Annotated in this window: 17 protein-coding genes; 13 read left to right on the top strand and 4 right to left on the bottom strand. The window is 58.0% G+C overall.

What is annotated here, in order from left to right; all coding sequences use genetic code 11:
- The first annotated feature begins 51 nt into the window (after positions 1-51).
- The 5 genes from AC2FEE_RS22440 to rpsD all read left to right on the top strand — a co-directional run bounded on the left by AC2FEE_RS22440 (position 52) and on the right by rpsD (position 4109).
- Positions 52-513: a DMT family transporter gene (locus tag AC2FEE_RS22440; protein ID WP_496867629.1), complete on the top strand. Its 462-nt coding sequence runs from the start codon at positions 52-54 to the stop codon at positions 511-513.
- 63 nt (positions 514-576) lie between these two features.
- Entirely contained in the window at positions 577-1032 is a 456-nt protein-coding gene (locus AC2FEE_RS22435; protein ID WP_496867627.1) for a nuclear transport factor 2 family protein, read from the top strand.
- Positions 1025-1861 (top strand): ergot alkaloid biosynthesis protein, encoded by an 837-nt coding sequence (locus AC2FEE_RS22430; protein WP_496867626.1) that lies wholly within the window; start codon positions 1025-1027, stop codon positions 1859-1861. Before AC2FEE_RS22435 ends, AC2FEE_RS22430 begins: the two co-directional genes overlap by 8 nt.
- A gap of 923 nt (positions 1862-2784) precedes the next feature.
- Entirely contained in the window at positions 2785-3294 is a 510-nt protein-coding gene (locus AC2FEE_RS22425; RefSeq protein ID WP_496867624.1) for a hypothetical protein, read from the top strand.
- A 194-nt stretch (positions 3295-3488) separates the two neighbouring features.
- Positions 3489-4109 (top strand): 30S ribosomal protein S4, encoded by a 621-nt coding sequence (gene rpsD, locus AC2FEE_RS22420; protein ID WP_480612549.1) that lies wholly within the window; start codon positions 3489-3491, stop codon positions 4107-4109.
- Positions 4110-4169: 60 nt separating this feature from the next.
- Here rpsD and AC2FEE_RS22415 read toward each other — a convergent pair whose 3' ends face one another.
- Entirely contained in the window at positions 4170-4451 is a 282-nt protein-coding gene (locus AC2FEE_RS22415) for a DUF1330 domain-containing protein (RefSeq protein ID WP_496867623.1), read from the bottom strand.
- 94 nt (positions 4452-4545) lie between these two features.
- Between AC2FEE_RS22415 and AC2FEE_RS22410 the strand changes: the two genes are divergently transcribed.
- The gene (locus AC2FEE_RS22410) at positions 4546-5418 is read left to right on the top strand and encodes a LysR family transcriptional regulator (protein WP_496867621.1); all 873 of its coding nucleotides are present in this window, start codon (positions 4546-4548) and stop codon (positions 5416-5418) included.
- On the opposite strand, the gene AC2FEE_RS22405 is transcribed toward AC2FEE_RS22410, so the two are convergent.
- Complete coding sequence (locus AC2FEE_RS22405) at positions 5419-5880, bottom strand: Lrp/AsnC family transcriptional regulator (protein WP_496867620.1); 462 nt, start codon at positions 5878-5880, stop codon at positions 5419-5421.
- Positions 5881-5982: 102 nt separating this feature from the next.
- Between AC2FEE_RS22405 and AC2FEE_RS22400 the strand changes: the two genes are divergently transcribed.
- From AC2FEE_RS22400 to AC2FEE_RS22385, 4 genes are all read left to right on the top strand, one after another.
- Positions 5983-7398: an aminotransferase class V-fold PLP-dependent enzyme gene (locus AC2FEE_RS22400; RefSeq protein WP_496867618.1), complete on the top strand. Its 1416-nt coding sequence runs from the start codon at positions 5983-5985 to the stop codon at positions 7396-7398.
- Between the two features lie 65 nt (positions 7399-7463).
- Positions 7464-8549 carry a histidinol-phosphate transaminase gene (gene hisC / locus AC2FEE_RS22395; RefSeq protein ID WP_496867617.1) on the top strand — a complete coding sequence of 362 codons (1086 nt, stop codon included), beginning with the start codon at positions 7464-7466 and terminating at the stop codon, positions 8547-8549.
- Complete coding sequence (locus tag AC2FEE_RS22390) at positions 8546-9466, top strand: prephenate/arogenate dehydrogenase family protein (RefSeq protein WP_496867615.1); 921 nt, start codon at positions 8546-8548, stop codon at positions 9464-9466. The genes hisC and AC2FEE_RS22390 overlap by 4 nt, the downstream gene beginning before the upstream one ends.
- Before the next feature lie 20 nt (positions 9467-9486).
- Positions 9487-10290 carry an extensin-like domain-containing protein gene (locus tag AC2FEE_RS22385; protein ID WP_496867613.1) on the top strand — a complete coding sequence of 268 codons (804 nt, stop codon included), beginning with the start codon at positions 9487-9489 and terminating at the stop codon, positions 10288-10290.
- Here the strand turns inward: AC2FEE_RS22385 and AC2FEE_RS22380 are convergent.
- On the bottom strand, positions 10287-11288 hold the full coding sequence (locus AC2FEE_RS22380) for a DUF2125 domain-containing protein (protein WP_496867612.1): 1002 nt from the start codon (positions 11286-11288) through the stop codon (positions 10287-10289). The two genes, AC2FEE_RS22385 and AC2FEE_RS22380, sit on opposite strands and share 4 nt — an antisense overlap.
- Positions 11289-11355: 67 nt before the next feature.
- Here AC2FEE_RS22380 and AC2FEE_RS22375 point away from each other — a divergent pair, with 67 nt between their 5' ends.
- The 3 genes from AC2FEE_RS22375 (at position 11356) to AC2FEE_RS22365 (ending at position 14776) form a co-directional block, all read left to right on the top strand.
- Positions 11356-11886 (top strand): gamma-glutamylcyclotransferase, encoded by a 531-nt coding sequence (locus AC2FEE_RS22375; RefSeq protein ID WP_496867611.1) that lies wholly within the window; start codon positions 11356-11358, stop codon positions 11884-11886.
- Positions 11887-11956: 70 nt separating this feature from the next.
- Positions 11957-13135: a biopolymer transporter ExbB gene (locus AC2FEE_RS22370; protein ID WP_496867609.1), complete on the top strand. Its 1179-nt coding sequence runs from the start codon at positions 11957-11959 to the stop codon at positions 13133-13135.
- Between the two features lie 3 nt (positions 13136-13138).
- Complete coding sequence (locus AC2FEE_RS22365) at positions 13139-14776, top strand: peptidoglycan -binding protein (protein ID WP_496867608.1); 1638 nt, start codon at positions 13139-13141, stop codon at positions 14774-14776.
- A gap of 30 nt (positions 14777-14806) precedes the next feature.
- On the opposite strand, the gene AC2FEE_RS22360 is transcribed toward AC2FEE_RS22365, so the two are convergent.
- Entirely contained in the window at positions 14807-15694 is an 888-nt protein-coding gene (locus AC2FEE_RS22360) for a YHYH protein (RefSeq protein WP_496867607.1), read from the bottom strand.
- Positions 15695-15697 lie beyond the last annotated feature (3 nt).

Here is a 15697-nt window from a genome sequence, read left to right as displayed (position 1 = left end):
AATCCGAGCGACACCGCAATAGGTTCGCGAAGTTTTTGAAAGGACGTGAAGATGGATCTGAAAATCGCACTTTTGTGGTTTGCGCCTCTGCTTTGCGGCGCCTTGATACCGATCCATGCCGGAATGAACGCCGAGCTTAGCCGTGCTGCCGGCCACCCCCTTTGGGCCACAATACTATCATTTGGAATTTCATTCGTTTGCCTGGTTGTTGGCATTGCGTGGCTTCGCCCGACATTGCCTAGCTTGTCCTCTCTTTATGCGGCTCCTCCCTGGGCGTGGGTAGGAGGTGTGATCGGTGTCATTTACGTGATGGCGACCATGGTTCTGATCCCACGCTTTGGGGCTGCCGCTTTTATCGCCGCAGTTGTTGCCGGGCAAATGACGATGGCCCTTATCTTGGACCAAAACGGCCTTTTGGGGAACGCCCCTCGACCCACAGACTTCTTCCGTATCACCGGGGCAATGCTGTCGATTACAGGCGTCCTCATCATGCAATTCGGAGAAGCGTCATGAAACAATTAGCCACTCAAATCGGAACCTTCCCAACAAGGAGCCAACAAGAAGTTAGGAGAAATCATGTCTGACACAAACACGATACCAAGCTTTGGCGCGATGCTGCGCGGTGCCCTCGGGGATGCAATTGTCGCAGACGCTGGAGAGAACTTCCTGGACATGTGTGATGAAGGCATTGTGTTCGAGTTCCCGTTTTCGCCAGAAGGCTCCGTGCGAGAGCTGCGCGGGCGGGACGCAATGGCAGCCTATCTGCCAAAGGCAGGCGGCCTCATCAGCTTTGAGTCGATGAGCCCTGCGATCACCCATGTAGCCCAAGATGGCGAGACCTTTGTTTTGGAGTTCTCTTGCAAAGGTAAAGGCGAGGCTGGTCGCTATGATCAGAATTACATCTCGGTGGTCCAAGTCAGGAACGGGCGCATCGTGCGATACCGCGACTACTGGAACCCTCTGGTTCTTCTGAATGCCGTCGGAGGGGTCGAGGTTTTGAAATCTAAGCTGGGGGACTTTATCGATGACTAATTCCATCCTTGTCACTGGTGGCACCGGCAAAACGGGCAGTCGCATCGTTAAACAACTGCGAGAAAAGGGTGTCTCTTCACGCGTTGGAACACGTAGCCCCAATGTAGAAAATGACGTGCGCTTCGACTGGAAGGATCCATCGACGTTTAACGATGCTTTCGAAGGTGTCGGCTCCGTTTATCTCGTAGCACCCACAGACACTGTGGATTCACTAGGGGCAATGCGGGCGGCGCTGAAGGCCGGACTTGCAGCGGGCGTCACGCGTTTTGTACTGCTGAGTGCTTCATCGCTGGAAGAAGACGGACCCATGATGGGCGCAGTACATGCCTGGATACGCTCCAACGCCCAAGAATGGGCCGTGTTGCGGCCAACCTGGTTCATGCAGAACTTCTCGGAACTTCATCATCGAGATCCCATTCGCGAAGAGGCTGCTATTTACACGGCAACTGATGACGGGCGCATCGGCTTCATTGATGCGAACGATATTGCGGCCTGCGCCGCAGCTTTATTGGTCGCATCCTCAGTTGAAAACACCGACTACATTCTCACTGGTCCAGAAGCGATCTCTTATGATGTGGTTGCTAAAACACTGAGCCATCAATTGGGGCGGCAAATCACTCACCATCACCTAACCGTCGATGAACTGGCAGAGCGTCATCAAAGTCTGGGGCTGCCGGAAGAGTATGCCAAGACATTGGCCGCTATGGACGGCGCAATCGCCGACGGATCGGAAGATCGCGTTACCAACAATGTGCTCAAATTGACAGGCTCGTTGCCTACTTCTATCGATCAATTCGTTCAGCAAAACCTGGAAGAATGGTCAACTTGACAGGTCGACACATTGCAGTCTGGTCTTTGCGTACCCTGGTTGGATTTTCGAAAAAAAGGGTTCAGCTATGCCCAGTGGAGATGTGTGCTTCCGATTGGGTTGCCTTCCAACCGGCAATGACAAGAATGAACTCCTCAGATCGATGCGTTTGATTAAAAGGGCGTCGAACAATTGAAACAACTCTTAGGGCGCTTCCTTCGTGGGCAAGTGCGTGAGTCCACAAAGCGTTAAAAATCTGCAGCCCTTTTCGACCAGATGCTGACATCACGTATTTTGGAGATGACCGCTTCTCACCGCAGTTTCGATGCGCAAAATCGAATGTTCGTGCCGAAATCATTCATGTCAGCATCTTCCCCCATAGGTGGAATTTCAATGTCTGCTTACGGCAAGTCCAAATGTGACTCGTTATAGGTGATCCACCTCAATTCTTTTTATTTATCCGGCGAGACAAAGCTTGCTGCGAAGGCCGCGAAGGATAGCTTAGATGCGAACCGATTTGGGTGAATTCGGCGACCGTCTGAAGGGCTTGGAACTTTCAATACTCCCGGTCACGTGTTGTCTCCACTGATTGAAGGCGCCCGGTTTGTGGATTGGGCGCTTGCTGTTTTCGATCACCTGAAGCTATCTTCGTAGCGCCGCTTTTAGTTGGGTCAACGTGTTGACATTTTGTAACTTTTAGCGTTATGATCAGTGCCATTGCTGTTTTGTTGCGGGGTGCCATGAAACTTGTGGCTGAACAGCTTCCTACTGTAAACCCGCGCGGTCAAACCGGCTGGACGAGTGTCTATTCGGCCTCGGTCAATGGTCGATTCGCTTAAGTTAAAATTTCGTTAATGTTGCGTTAACGTCTCTTTTCCGCCTCATTTTACGTTGATAAGAGATACCTAGACAGTAGTGAAATGTTGAAGGTGCAGGCGGGTACAATGAGAGCCGGAGAAAACGGTCGAACGGCAGTATTTTGGAGTCAGACGGAAATCGATGGACTTGAGGCGGCGCCTTTGTCCTTTCTGTCTATCGGAGCAGCGTGGTCATGGCGCGGGCAGGCGCGATACCTGGTTGAGACAGCCGAACACGCGCTGGAATGGACCGGACATGTCCATGGCAGTGTAGCTGCAACTCTTGATCATTGTGCTCAAATCGAAAACCTGCCTGAAGAAGCAAGCGGGCTGCTTGTTTTGACCAACGGCGCACAAACATTCACAGCAGCCTTGTTCCCTGTAGTCGGAGAATCGGTTCCGATGCTGGTTTTCGAAGGTGATTGCCCCGAGCGGGAACAGGACCTCTGGATCAGCGAGATTGCTGAAAGCGGACATCAAAGCCGCACGTCCTCGGGAATGGCGAACACCGTTGTCGCGTTCCCGATCCGGTCAAGGCAGGATGAAGATGAGGCTGACCTTCGGGTTGCAGTTTCCGCCGGGCGCAGGGCCGAATAGTTCTCAGTTTTTTTGCGGAAAATCCGTTGCCGCATGGTGGGGCGTGTTGACTCTGCCGGTTTCGCGGATATAAGCGCGGCTTCATTGGTGTTGGTGGCCCCCGCAAGGGGATGCCTGTCATGGGGGGAACCTCAAGAGGACAACGCCCTTCATATTGGCCCGCAGGGCCTCGATCAAAACGAAGGAGATCAGCCGTGACCAAACGCACGTCTGCCAAATACAAAATCGACCGCCGGATGGGCGAAAACATCTGGGGTCGTCCGAAATCCCCGATTAACCGTCGCGAATATGGCCCCGGCCAGCACGGTCAGCGCCGCAAGGGCAAACTGTCGGACTTCGGTTTGCAGTTGCGCGCCAAGCAGAAGCTGAAAGGCTACTACGGCGACCTGACCGAGAAGCAGTTCCGCCGCATCTACGCGGAAGCTGTACGTGTGAACGGCGATACTGGTGAAAACCTGATCGGTCTGCTGGAACGCCGTCTGGACGCTGTTGTTTATCGCGCCAAGTTTGTTGCGACCGTCTTTGCCGCTCGTCAGTTCGTGAACCACGGCCATGTCAAAGTGAACGGCAAGCGGGTAAACATCCCGTCCTACCGTGTCAAAGAAGGCGATGTGATCGAAGTACGCGACAAGTCCAAGCAACTGGCTGTTGTTCTGGAAGCTGTTGCTCTGGCCGAGCGTGATGTACCTGACTACATCGACGCGGATCACTCGAAAATGACAGCGACCTTCGTTCGCGCACCGGGCCTGAGCGATGTGCCTTACCCGGTCATGATGGAACCGAACCTGGTCGTCGAATTCTACGCGAAGAACTAATCTTCGCTGATCCGACTGGAATTCAGAGCCGCACTTAGAAGTGCGGCTCTTTTTTTGTTTTCACCCAAGCAAAACGATGTCCGATGCACCGGTGCTGCGGCGCAGATCATGGAGGTCTTTCAGCTCCGGGTCGTTGATCCAGCCAAAGGCAGCCGCTCTGTCCGGAAAGGACAAAAGGGCGGCAACGTCCGGAAGATCGGGGGTGCCATCCAACACCGTTGTTTCGGCTGTGGCCTGTTCAACCTTGCCGCCGTGACGAGCCAATGCGGGGCCCGCCTGCTCGCGATAGGCGGCCAGAGAATCGGGGTTATTCACGGTAAGCTTGGCGTATGCGTAGATCATGGTTTTTGTCCTCATTTGTGTGAGGCAAAGCTAGGTTTGGCGGGATATTGCGAAAACGCGTGTGTTTGCATCTATTGCATGCGAATTTGCATGCATGGAGATTCACTGGGATGATTATCGGGCGGTGTTGGCAGTTGTGCGCCGGCGGACCTTGTCTGCAGCGGCCAATGAACTGGGCGTAAACTACACTACAGTTGCACGTCGCATTGTGCGGGCCGAAGCGGCAACGGGGGAGATCTTGTTCGAACGTTTGGCCGATGGGTATCGGCCAACCGAGGCCGGACAATTGGTTGCCCGGCATGCCGCCGAGATGGAAAGTGCTGAGAACGCGATGCTTCGCGGGCTTACAGGGCGGGACGAAACGTTGGAAGGGGAGCTAACCCTGACAGCCCCGCAATTGCTGATAGCGCATGTGCTTGCGCCAGTGCTGGATTCCTACAGCAGAAAGCATCCTTCGGTCACACTTCGGGTCCGTGCAGCAAACGAAATCCTCGACCTCAACAGACGTGAGGCGGATATCGCCATCCGTATCAGTCGGAACCCCGGCGATACCTTGAAAGGTTTGCGCCTGGCCGAACAGCATGTGGCCAGCTTTGCTACGCCGGAACTGGCCGAGCGAATTGCAAATGACCCAGAGGGCGTCGTGGATTGGCTGGTCTACGAACGTTGGCAGGGCCTGCCAGACCATGTTCGCAAGTCGCGCCCTGGATCTCGAATAAAGATACAGTTTGATGACATGGTCGCCATGGCCGCCGGTGCGCAGGCAGGGTTGGGCGTGGTCAGGATGCCCATGTTTCTGGGGCGGTTACTGCCGGGACTGGTGCAGGTGCCTGAATTTCAGACGCAACCTTACGCGGATATCTGGATCGTCGCTCATCCGGATGTCTGGCCCTCGGCGAAACTTGAGGCGTTTCGCGCAATTGCCGTTCCATACTTCCGCGAAAAACGCCCGCTGTTCGTGGCCTGATCAAATCGGTAGCGGGCGGCTTTCGGCGATCGCTTCCATCGCAAAATACGAGGTCACGCTGTCCAACTCGACCTTTTCGATCAGGCGCTGATAGACCTTGTCATACGAGGCCATATCCTCGGTGACGACTTTCAGTTGATAATCGTAATCACCGCCGATGCGGTGGAAATCGACTACCTCGGGAATAGTCAACACATGGCTGCGAAAGGCCTGCAGCCATTCGGCTGAGTGGTGCCGCGTGCGCAGCATGACAAAGACCACAAGGCTCAGCCCCAGTTTCTCGCGCGCGATCCGCGCGGTTGAGCCTGTGACCACCCCATCCTCGTTCAGTGCCTTGAGCCGTCGCCAGCAGGCATTCTGCGATAACCCGACCCGATCCGCTAGTTCACGCTGAGATAGGGTTGCGTCGGTTTGCAGTTCGCGCAGGATACGTTTGTCGATTTGATCTATATTTTTTTCCATAACTGATCATATGACACAAAAAACGACAAATCTATCGAAAGAAAGGTAATGTTTCCTCGCATCTAGTCAATCACATTGGAAGGGCAATATGGAGACCACGTCATGACCCTGTCCAAATTTCGCGCAGAAATCCAATCCACCACTCGCAATTCAAACCTGCGCGACGGGCTGATCGGAGAGAATGTTCTGATCCCGGGTCTGCATGGGGACGTGCCGCTGGTTTATGCGGATTACGTCGCCTCGGGGCGTGCGCTGCGGCAGGTTGAGGATTTTGTCGCCGAACAGGTGCTGCCTTTCTATGCAAACAGTCATACCGAGGCCTCCTATTGCGGATCCTACATGACTCGTCTGCGCCGAGAAGCTCGCGTAGAGATTGCCCGCATTGTCGGTGCAAGGGAAGAAGACGCGGTGATCTTCACCGGGTCTGGCGCCACTGCCGGCCTGAACCGGCTGGTCAGCTTGTTGGGTGTGGATGTGGCTGACCGGCCGGTCGTTTTGATCGGGCCATACGAGCATCATTCGAACATATTGCCTTGGCGGGAAAGCAAGGCGCAGGTGATCGAGATTCCCGAAGCCGTCGAGGGTGGCGTTGATCTGGATGCGCTGGAGCAGGCCCTGATCGACAACGCCAATTCTGACCTGATCATCGGGTCATTCTCGGCCGCATCGAATGTCACAGGTATCATCACCGAACCGGACCCGATCACCCGGTTGCTAAAAGAGCATGGGGGGGTTTCGGTCTGGGATTACGCAGGCGGTGGTCCTTATCTGCCGATGGACATGGGGCCAGAGGATGCGCGCAAGGATGCTATCGTTGTGTCTCCGCATAAGTTTCCGGGCGGGCCGGGGGCGTCGGGTGTTCTGATCGTCAATCAGACCGCCGTGCGCCGCACATGCCCCAGTTGGCCCGGTGGTGGCACGGTCAGTTTTGTTTCGCCCTGGCGGCACGACTACAGCGAGGACCTGGCCACGCGCGAAGAGGCCGGAACACCCAACGTGGTCGGAGACATCCGCGCGGCGCTGGCCTTTATCGTCAAGGATGTTGTCGGCACTGATGAGATCGCCGAAAAAGAGGCGCAGTTTAACCGTATGGCGCTGGACGGGTGGGGTGATAACCCGAACCTGACCTTGCTGGGCGTCGATAACCCGCATCGTCTGCCGATCTATTCCTTCCTTGTGCGGGATAACTCTGGCCAGCCGGTTCATCAGCAACTGTTCACCCGGATGCTTAGCGATATTTATGGCATTCAGGCGCGTGGCGGTTGTGCCTGTGCGGGGCCTTACGCGCATCGTCTGCTGGGGATCGACCGCGATACGTCGGACGAATTGCACGCCGCACTGTCTGCCGGGGAAGAGATGAAGAAACCTGGTTGGGTGCGTCTGAACTTCTCGTATCTGATGAGCGAAGAGACGGTTCAGTTCATCATCGACAGCGTCAATGACCTGTCCCGCCGGACTGAAGAATTCGCGCTCTATTACAATGCCGACCCGGCAACCGCCCGCTTCAAAGCGGCGTGACGGAATTGCCTCTTTTCTCAACGCGTTGAGACGGGTATGAGAGGCTCCAATCAACGGAGCCACTTATGAACAAGATCACCCCTCAACCCGGCATTATGGACATCGCGCTCTATCAGGGCGGTCAGTCGCATGTGGCCGGGGTCGAGCATGTGATCAAACTCAGCTCGAATGAAAACCCGTTTGGCCCCAGCCCGAAGGCGATTGAGGCGGTGCGTGACAGTGCCACGACCCTGCATCGCTATCCCAGCACCGACCACACCAGCCTGCGCGAAGCGATTGGCGCGCGGCACGGGTTGGACCCGGCGCGGCTAATCTGTGGTGTGGGCAGTGACGAGGTGCTGCAATTCGTCGCTCAGGCGTATGCGGGGCCGGGGGATGAGGTCATCTATACCGAGCACGGCTTTTCCATGTACCCGATCATCGCCCGAATGGCCGGTGCAACGCCGGTCATGGTGCCCGAGCGGGACCGTCACGTCGACGTGGACAACATCCTGTCCGCCGTAACCGGGCAAACCCGGATCGTTTTTGTGACCAACCCGGGCAATCCGACCTCGACCATGATCCCCGAAACCGAGCTTGTGAGGCTGGCCGAGGCGCTGCCGTCGGCCTGCCTGATGGTGATTGACGGGGCCTATGCCGAGTTTGTCGACGGCTTCGACGGTGGAGCGTCGCTGGTGGATCGGTTCGAGAACGTGATCATGACGCGGACCTTCTCGAAGGTCTACGGTCTGGGGGGAATGCGTGTCGGCTGGGGGTATGCCGCGCAGTCGATCATCGATGTGCTGAACCGGGTGCGTCAGCCGTTCAACCTGTCTCTGTCGGCTTTGTCGGCGGCAGAGGCTGCGGTGAAGGATTTGAAGTTCCTGACTTTTTGTCAGGCTGAAAACGCCCGTCTGCGGGTGTGGTTGTCCGAGGAACTGGCGAAAATCGGTGTGCCGTCGGATGCGTCCTGTACTAACTTTATCCTCGCCCGATTTGCTGATCAGGCCGAAGCCGAGGCCTGTGACGACTACCTGAAGACCCAAGGCCTGATCGTCCGTCGCGTGGCGGGGTATAACCTGCCCAACGCCCTGCGGATCACCGTAGGTGACGAAGAGGCCTGCAGCCGTGTCGTTGCAGCCATCACTGCGTTTAAAGGGGGCGCCGCATGAGTCAGGTTTACGATCGCGTCGCTCTGATCGGGCTGGGCCTTATTGCGTCGTCCATGTTCTGGGCCATCAAACGCTCGGGCCTCGCGGGTGAGGTCACCGGCTATGCCCGGTCCGAGGACACCCGTGACACTGCGCGCCGGATTGGTCTGTGTGACCGCGTTTGTGACACCGCGCAAGAGGCGGTTGAAGGCGCGGATCTCGTCGTGCTCTGTGTACCCGTAGGTGCGATGGGCGCTGTTGCGGCAGACATTGCGCCCGTTTTGAAGCCGGGCGCGACGGTGACGGACGTTGGCTCGGTCAAGCGTCACGTCATTGAAGCGGTATCGCCGCATATCCCGGACGGTGTACATTTCATCCCTGCGCACCCTCTGGCAGGGACCGAACATTCTGGCCCGGAAGCCGGATTTGCTGAGCTGTTCGACAATCGCTGGTGTCTGCTGGTTCCGGCCGAAGGCTCAGATACGGATGCGATCGCTCGTTTGCGGGCGCTATGGGAAGGCATGGGGTCGAACGTTGATGAGATGGACGCGGATCACCACGATCTGGTTCTGGCCGTGACATCTCATGCGCCGCACCTGATTGCCTATACGATGGTGGGTGTCGCCGATGACCTGCGCCGTGTGACCGACAGCGAGGTCATCAAGTACTCCGCCGCCGGTTTCCGGGATTTTACGCGGATCGCAGCCTCGGACCCGACTATGTGGCGCGATGTGTTCCTGACCAACAAGGATGCAACGCTGGAAATACTCGGGCGCTTTACCGAGGAGCTTTTTGCCCTGCAGCGTGCCATCCGGACCGGCGATGGTGAGCATCTGTTCGACTATTTCACCCGCACGCGCGCGATCCGCCGCGGGATCATCGATGCGGGGCAGGATACGGATGCGCCGGACTTCGGACGAGGTAAAGCGAACCCATGAGGCACGGCTGGAGGTTCCTGATGATTGGATGCGTGGCGGTCAGCGCCACATGGTCCAATGCGGCGCCTCTGGAACAGTCACTGGTTCCCATCACGCGACCCACTGAGGCACATGTGCTGGCCTTTGCCAGCCCGGTACCTGCTGATATCCGCCCCAAACTTAGACCTGAAACACAAGTCACTCTGGCCGCAGCCGCTCTGCCGGCGGGTGTAACGGCGTTGAGGCAATCCTCGCCAGTCCGACCGCTCCTGCGACCGGAAGCCCTGGAGCTTGAAGTGCTGTTCAAGAAACGCAAGCTGCGCAAAACCTCGGTGTGCGGGGACATCAACATTCAGGGAAAGCCGGTAGGCAACGTTCCGGGGCGGAACAAGGCGTGTGGTATCAAGGATGCCGTACAGGTCACCTCGGTTTCGGGCGTGGCGCTCAGCCGCCCATCGACGATGGATTGCGGCACCGCCATTGCGTTGAACAAATGGGTCGACAAAACCGTCAAGCCCACGTTCAAACGGCGCGGGCCGGTGGTCGAGCTTAAGGTTGCCGCGCATTACGCCTGTCGGACCCGCAACAACCGCAAAGGTGCGAAAATATCCGAGCACGGCAAGGGGCGGGCGATCGATATCTCGGGCTTCAAGATGGCCGACGGCGAAGTGGTGACGGTTCTGAACGGCTGGCGCAAGAACCCGTCAAAGCGCCAGTTGACCAAGGTTTGGCGCGGGGCATGCGGGCCGTTTGGCACCGTGTTGGGGCCAAACGCAGATCGCTATCACCGGGACCATTTCCATCTGGACACGGCACGCCATCGCAGGGGCCCGTACTGCCGTTAACGCAGGATCAGGCGCGGGGCGGGGCCGAGTGGCAGAGGGCCAAGGGCCACAAAGCCATCGCGGAAATTCAGTTGTAAATCCAGCGCGTTGGGATTGCCGCCCAACCCGGCCATGAAGTTTAGAGCGCGTGTAACCGGATCAACTGCCTGATCGGGCAGGGCGCCTGCCGCATTGGCCATCGCGATCATGTCACGCCAGTTCTCGGCCTTGACCGCAATCTCTCCTGTGGGAATGCCTTGTTGATCGACATCCAGCTCTCCGGTGGCGAACAGCCGCAGCGCGCCCCACTTCATCTCGGCTAGGCGGAGGTCGATCTTCACCGGCTGCGGCCTGCTTTCTTCCAGCGCCGAGCGATCCCAGGTCTTGTCGAAGGTCACGGTCATATCCAGCTCCAGCGTCTCGAAAGCCTGAGGCAGGGTCGTGGCCGAGCGCATCAGTTCGCGCAGATCGTCGCCGGGGGTGAAGCCGTCAATCCGGGCGCCGATCACATATGCCTCGGGGGTCGGTGTCTGTTCCATCACGAGGGCAAGCGTATCGCCGCCCGCCAGCGCCTCGGCGTCTTCAGTGATTGACCACGGCCCGGCAGTCAGCGCCATCTTTTCCAGCACCAGTGCAACACCGGGCTGCAATTGCAACTCGGCCTGCAGGTCGCGGGCTTTGATGGTGGCCGTCTGGTCATAGTAGGACAACCGCTGCGGCGTTTCGGCAAAACGCAGCACCTGTCGGCCAGGCCAGATCGCGGGGCTCTGGAACTCGATCCAGTCGGCGCTCCAGGCGGTGCCATTGACCGGATCGGCCAGTGCAGGGCTGCTCAGGCGGGTCATGTGGTGAAAGGGATAACCGGCGGTTTCAACATCGGCAAACTCGGCCTGCCAGCCTTGTTCCTGCTGTTTGTCGAACCATGTCGTGATCGCATTGCGCAGCCCGAAACCGGCGATGAACCAATAGGCGCTCCACGCGACAATGATGAAAATGATAACCCGCACCAGACCGCGCATGATAAATGGCCCTTTTTCCCGCCTCGGAATTGATGTTTATAGGCGCAAACGGGCAAGGACCAGTGCTATGACGATGTGGGTTTTCGGATATGGGTCGCTGTTGTGGAATCCGGGCTTTCCGGTGGCCCGCAGAGAGCGCGCCACGCTGCACGGCTATGCCCGATCCTTCTGCATGAGCTCGATCCATCACCGCGGCACCGAGGACCATCCCGGCCTCGTACTGGCGCTGGATGAACAGGCCGATGCCCATTGCAAAGGCTTGGCCCTGGCGGTCGAGGTCGGTCACGAAGACCGCACGCTGCAAGATCTGCGTGAACGCGAGCTGATCTCATCAGCCTACGTTGAAAAGATGCTGGGTATACGACTGGACAGCGGTGAAGTGGTGACTGCGGTGACATACGTGATCGACGCTGACCATGTGCAGTATTGCGGGGGAATGCCGCTGGAAGAGCAAGCACAGATCATCGCCCATGCCGTGGGTGGCCGCGGGCCGAATACCGAATACCTATACAACACAGCCGAACATCTGGCCGAGATCGACCTGCGCGATCCTGATCTTGAGTGGTTGGCGCAACGGGTCCGCACCATCACCGCATAAACCCTTGGCGTCATCGGTGTGTTTTCGCTAGTTTCAGCGTAGAGCAGGCAAAATACCGGGAACCACGCGCATGGCGCAGGCACATCAGGGCGCGAGACCGCATTTCTCGCAACCCATTCGTCAGATCGTTACGATGCTGGTGGCGATCGCTTTGGCGGGGTTCGGGGTCTTTATGGCGCTGCCTTACGTGCTGCCGGTCTTTTATGCGAACCCCTACCTGAACGGTTTCATCATACTCGTCTTTATCATCGGTGTGTTTGCCTGTTTTTATCAGGTGACTCAGCTGATCGGATCGGTCCGCTGGATCGAGGCTTTTGTCGGAGGTGTAGTTGGTGAGGACGCCCGAACACCGCAATTGCTGGCACCGCTGGCGTCTCTGCTGCGCGAACGGGGCGCGCGGTCGCAGATCAGTTCGACCTCAACCCGGTCAATCCTGGATTCGGTGGCCGAGCGGGTTGAGGAAGAGCGCGAAATCACCCGATATATCACTAACGTTCTGATTTACCTTGGCCTTTTGGGTACGTTCTTCGGACTGGCCACCACTGTTCCTGCTATCGTCGACACGATCCGCAGCCTAAACCCGCAGCAAGGCGAGGAGGGGTTGGCCGTCTTCAATCGTCTGATGGTGGGGTTGGAAGCACAGCTGCAGGGCATGGGCGTAGCCTTCGGATCCTCGCTGCTGGGCCTGGCGGGGTCGCTGATTGTCGGCTTACTGGAACTGTTTGCGGGCCACGGGCAGAATCGGTTCTACCGTGAGCTTGAGGAATGGTTGTCCTCGATCACACGTGTAGGATTTGCCGCAGGGGACGAAGGCAGCGCCGAACTGGCCGTGCTGGCCCCTGTGCTCGACGCCATGTCCGAACAGATGAACGCGCTGCAGGATCTGTTTTCAGCGCAAGAGGCGGACAGTGCGGCGGTATCGACCAAGTTGGGCCAGTTGGCGGACTCGATTGGCGAAATGAACGCACGACAATCCGACAACGATGGCGTAACGGCCGCATTGGAACGCGTGGCTCTTGGGCAAGACGCGCTTTTGGATCACATGCGAGAACAGGGTGCTGGCGACGGCATAGACGCCGAAAGCCGGATGCGCCTGCGCTCGATGGACGTGCAACTGCTGCGGATTCTCGAAGAGATTTCGGCTGGCCGACAAGAAAGCATGAGCGAGCTGCGCAAGGATATCGAGCTGCTGGTCAAAGCCCTGACGCTGCCCCGAGGCGCCGTGCGTACTGCTCCGGAAGGACAGTAATCTATGGCCCTGTCCCGCCGCACAGGTCAGCGTTTCCAGGGCTCAGTCTGGCCCGGCTTTGTGGATGCGATCACCGGGCTATTGATGGTGCTGACCTTTGTGCTGACCATCTTCATGGTGGTGCAATACGTGCTGCGCGAGACCATTTCCGGGCAAGAGGACGAACTGACAGCGTTGTCGGACGAAGTTGCGGCCTTGGCCGGCGCGTTGGGTCTGGAAGAGCGGGAAAACAGCAGGTTGCAAGCGCGGTTAGGGGTGTTGAGCTCGACCCTGACAGAGGTCGAGACCGAATTGGTGCAGGCGCAGATTCAACTCACCGACTTTGAGGACCAGATCGCAGCCCTGTTGCTGGATCAGGCTCGGTCACAAGGTGAAATCGCCGAATTGCAGAGCGAGCAGGACGCGTTGAATCTGGCTTTGGCGCAAAGCCGGGCCGAGATCGACCAACAGACCGAGGCCGCCCGTCTGGCCGCCGCTCAACGCGAGGCGCTCGAGGCATTGGTGGCCGATCTGGAACAGGCGGACGCGGCGCAGACCACCCGGATCTCCGAACTTGAAGAACAACTCACTACCGAAGAGGCGGCCAGGCTGGCCGAGGCCGCCGCTGCCGAAAACCTACGTACCCGACTGCAGAATGCAGATGCTGAACTGACCGCCATGACACTTGCATTGGAGGCGCAGCGCAAGGAAGCCGAGGAAACGCTGACTCTGCTGGCGGCGGCGCAGGCAGCGAAGGCGGAACTGGAACGGCAGTTTGGCGACCTGAACACCGAAGACCTGCGGGCCCGGCTCGATGCTGCCCTAGCGGCGCAGACCGAGGCACAGGCCGAGGCGCAGAAACAACGGACATTGGCTGAGGAGCGCGCGGCCCTGTTGGCTGTGGCGCGCGACACGCTGTCGTCTGAGCAAGTGATCTCGGAAAAGGCGCAACGCGAAACCGCGCTGCTGAATCAGCAAATGGCCGCGCTGCGCGAGCAGTTGGGCGGGCTGCAGGCGCTGCTGGACGATTACGAAGAGCGTAACGCTGCTGCTGACATCCGCATCCAGTCGCTGGGGCAGGACCTGAACGCTGCGCTGGCACGTGCTGCGTCAGAAGAGCGTCGCCGTCGATTGCTGGAAGAAGCCGAACGTATCCGTCTTGAGGCCGAGGCGCAGAACCTCGCGGCGCAGGCTGAGGACCTGCAGCGGTATCGATCAGAGTTTTTTGGCCGTCTGCGTGACGTCTTGGGTGATGAAGAAGGTGTTCGGATTGAAGGCGATCGCTTCGTGTTTTCCTCCGAGGTGCTGTTCGATACCGGTTCGGCCATTCTGTCTCCGATCGGTCGGCAAGAGGTCGCCAAGGTGGCCACCATCCTGCGCAGCGTGGCTGCGGATATTCCCGAAGGCCTGAACTGGGTAATCCGGGTGGATGGCCACACGGACAATGTGCCTGTGGCCGGGACGGGGCGTTACCGCGACAACTGGGAACTCAGCCAAGGGCGGGCGCTGTCTGTTGTGCGCTACATGGTCGATGCGCTGGGTATCCCGCCAAACCGTCTGGCGGCAAACGGATTTGGCGAGTTCCAACCCGTCAACCCTGCTGATACGCCTGAAGCCCGGGCGCAGAACCGTCGGATTGAGTTGAAGTTGACCGAGCGGTAGATCCGCGACCTAATGCCGACACACGGTCAGTTAGCGCCGCCCAAAGCGGAAGCTACCGTCAGGTGTGCCGGCAAAGCATCTGGGGACTACAGGATAGTCCTCGGTCAGGAAGTATGCGTAGGTGCCCGATGGATACTCAGGCGATGTCGTGAAGGCTCCATTGCATGCGTCAAGATTTCCGGTTCCTGGTGCGTACACAAAGTCCTCGTTGAAGGTGCCATCGTGTTTTCCATCTGGCGCCCCTCCGCCCGGCCGATTGCCATTTTTCAACCTGTAGGAGGAAGTCATTTCAGTCACCTTCCCGTCCACGACCCCCGTCATCGCATAAATCGGGAACCCGTCTGCGGCATAGCCGATTAAAGGAGAATGGCGAGCCGGTGTGTAATCCAGCAGCTCGATCAGTCCGGTAGGAACCCCATGATAGTGGTATTTGCCGTTGGGCTGAACATGCGCGAAGTTCTCGTCTAGCCCCAGCACAACCGCTCCACCCAAGGCGTTGTACGACCAACTCGAGCGTGGATCGCCATGCCAGAATTCAGCGGCGAGCGGGTCAAATGCAACACCGTTCAAGGACACGCCAAAATTCCAGCCCAATTCCAACGGAGTTTCGGAACCCGCCAATTTGGGATTAGCAGGGATCTTCAGTTTGACCTTTTGTTCGGTTATTCGGTGCGGATTGCCTCGGTTCGGGAACTGTCCAACAAGATGATCAGGAATCCCATTGGCCGAGACACGCGTCGAGTTGCGGCCTTCATTGATATCGACGTTGCTGACCCCCGGGTCCTGAGTCGCGGCTTGCAGGTTCAGAGGCCTTGTTTCCGTCTCATCGTGGTAGCGAAACCTGTGCTGAGCAGTTGCGATGGCGGCGGCGGACGTAATGGCGAAGGCAATGCTCCAAACGACGATGGATTTGGTCATCAA

It is taken from the genome of Ruegeria sp. YTSC199 (genome assembly GCF_059609725.1).
The sequence above is the reverse complement of the archived record's forward strand: the minus strand, read 5'-3'. Positions and strand labels throughout refer to the sequence as shown.

Excerpts from the sequence above, each read along its gene's own strand:
- AC2FEE_RS22360 (WP_496867607.1), bottom strand. The coding sequence starts at position 15,694 with ATGACCAAATCCATCGTCGTTTGGAGCATTGCCTTCGCCATTACGTCC.
- AC2FEE_RS22380 (WP_496867612.1), bottom strand. The coding sequence starts at position 11,288 with ATGCGCGGTCTGGTGCGGGTTATCATTTTCATCATTGTCGCGTGGAGC.
- hisC (WP_496867617.1), top strand. The coding sequence starts at position 7,464 with ATGAACAAGATCACCCCTCAACCCGGCATTATGGACATCGCGCTCTAT.
- AC2FEE_RS22415 (WP_496867623.1), bottom strand. The coding sequence starts at position 4,451 with ATGATCTACGCATACGCCAAGCTTACCGTGAATAACCCCGATTCTCTG.
- AC2FEE_RS22425 (WP_496867624.1), top strand. The coding sequence starts at position 2,785 with ATGAGAGCCGGAGAAAACGGTCGAACGGCAGTATTTTGGAGTCAGACG.
- AC2FEE_RS22405 (WP_496867620.1), bottom strand. The coding sequence starts at position 5,880 with ATGGAAAAAAATATAGATCAAATCGACAAACGTATCCTGCGCGAACTG.
- AC2FEE_RS22430 (WP_496867626.1), top strand. The coding sequence starts at position 1,025 with ATGACTAATTCCATCCTTGTCACTGGTGGCACCGGCAAAACGGGCAGT.
- AC2FEE_RS22385 (WP_496867613.1), top strand. The coding sequence starts at position 9,487 with ATGATTGGATGCGTGGCGGTCAGCGCCACATGGTCCAATGCGGCGCCT.
- AC2FEE_RS22390 (WP_496867615.1), top strand. The coding sequence starts at position 8,546 with ATGAGTCAGGTTTACGATCGCGTCGCTCTGATCGGGCTGGGCCTTATT.
- AC2FEE_RS22370 (WP_496867609.1), top strand. The coding sequence starts at position 11,957 with ATGGCGCAGGCACATCAGGGCGCGAGACCGCATTTCTCGCAACCCATT.
- AC2FEE_RS22365 (WP_496867608.1), top strand. The coding sequence starts at position 13,139 with ATGGCCCTGTCCCGCCGCACAGGTCAGCGTTTCCAGGGCTCAGTCTGG.
- AC2FEE_RS22440 (WP_496867629.1), top strand. The coding sequence starts at position 52 with ATGGATCTGAAAATCGCACTTTTGTGGTTTGCGCCTCTGCTTTGCGGC.
- AC2FEE_RS22375 (WP_496867611.1), top strand. The coding sequence starts at position 11,356 with ATGACGATGTGGGTTTTCGGATATGGGTCGCTGTTGTGGAATCCGGGC.
- AC2FEE_RS22400 (WP_496867618.1), top strand. The coding sequence starts at position 5,983 with ATGACCCTGTCCAAATTTCGCGCAGAAATCCAATCCACCACTCGCAAT.
- AC2FEE_RS22435 (WP_496867627.1), top strand. The coding sequence starts at position 577 with ATGTCTGACACAAACACGATACCAAGCTTTGGCGCGATGCTGCGCGGT.
- AC2FEE_RS22410 (WP_496867621.1), top strand. The coding sequence starts at position 4,546 with ATGGAGATTCACTGGGATGATTATCGGGCGGTGTTGGCAGTTGTGCGC.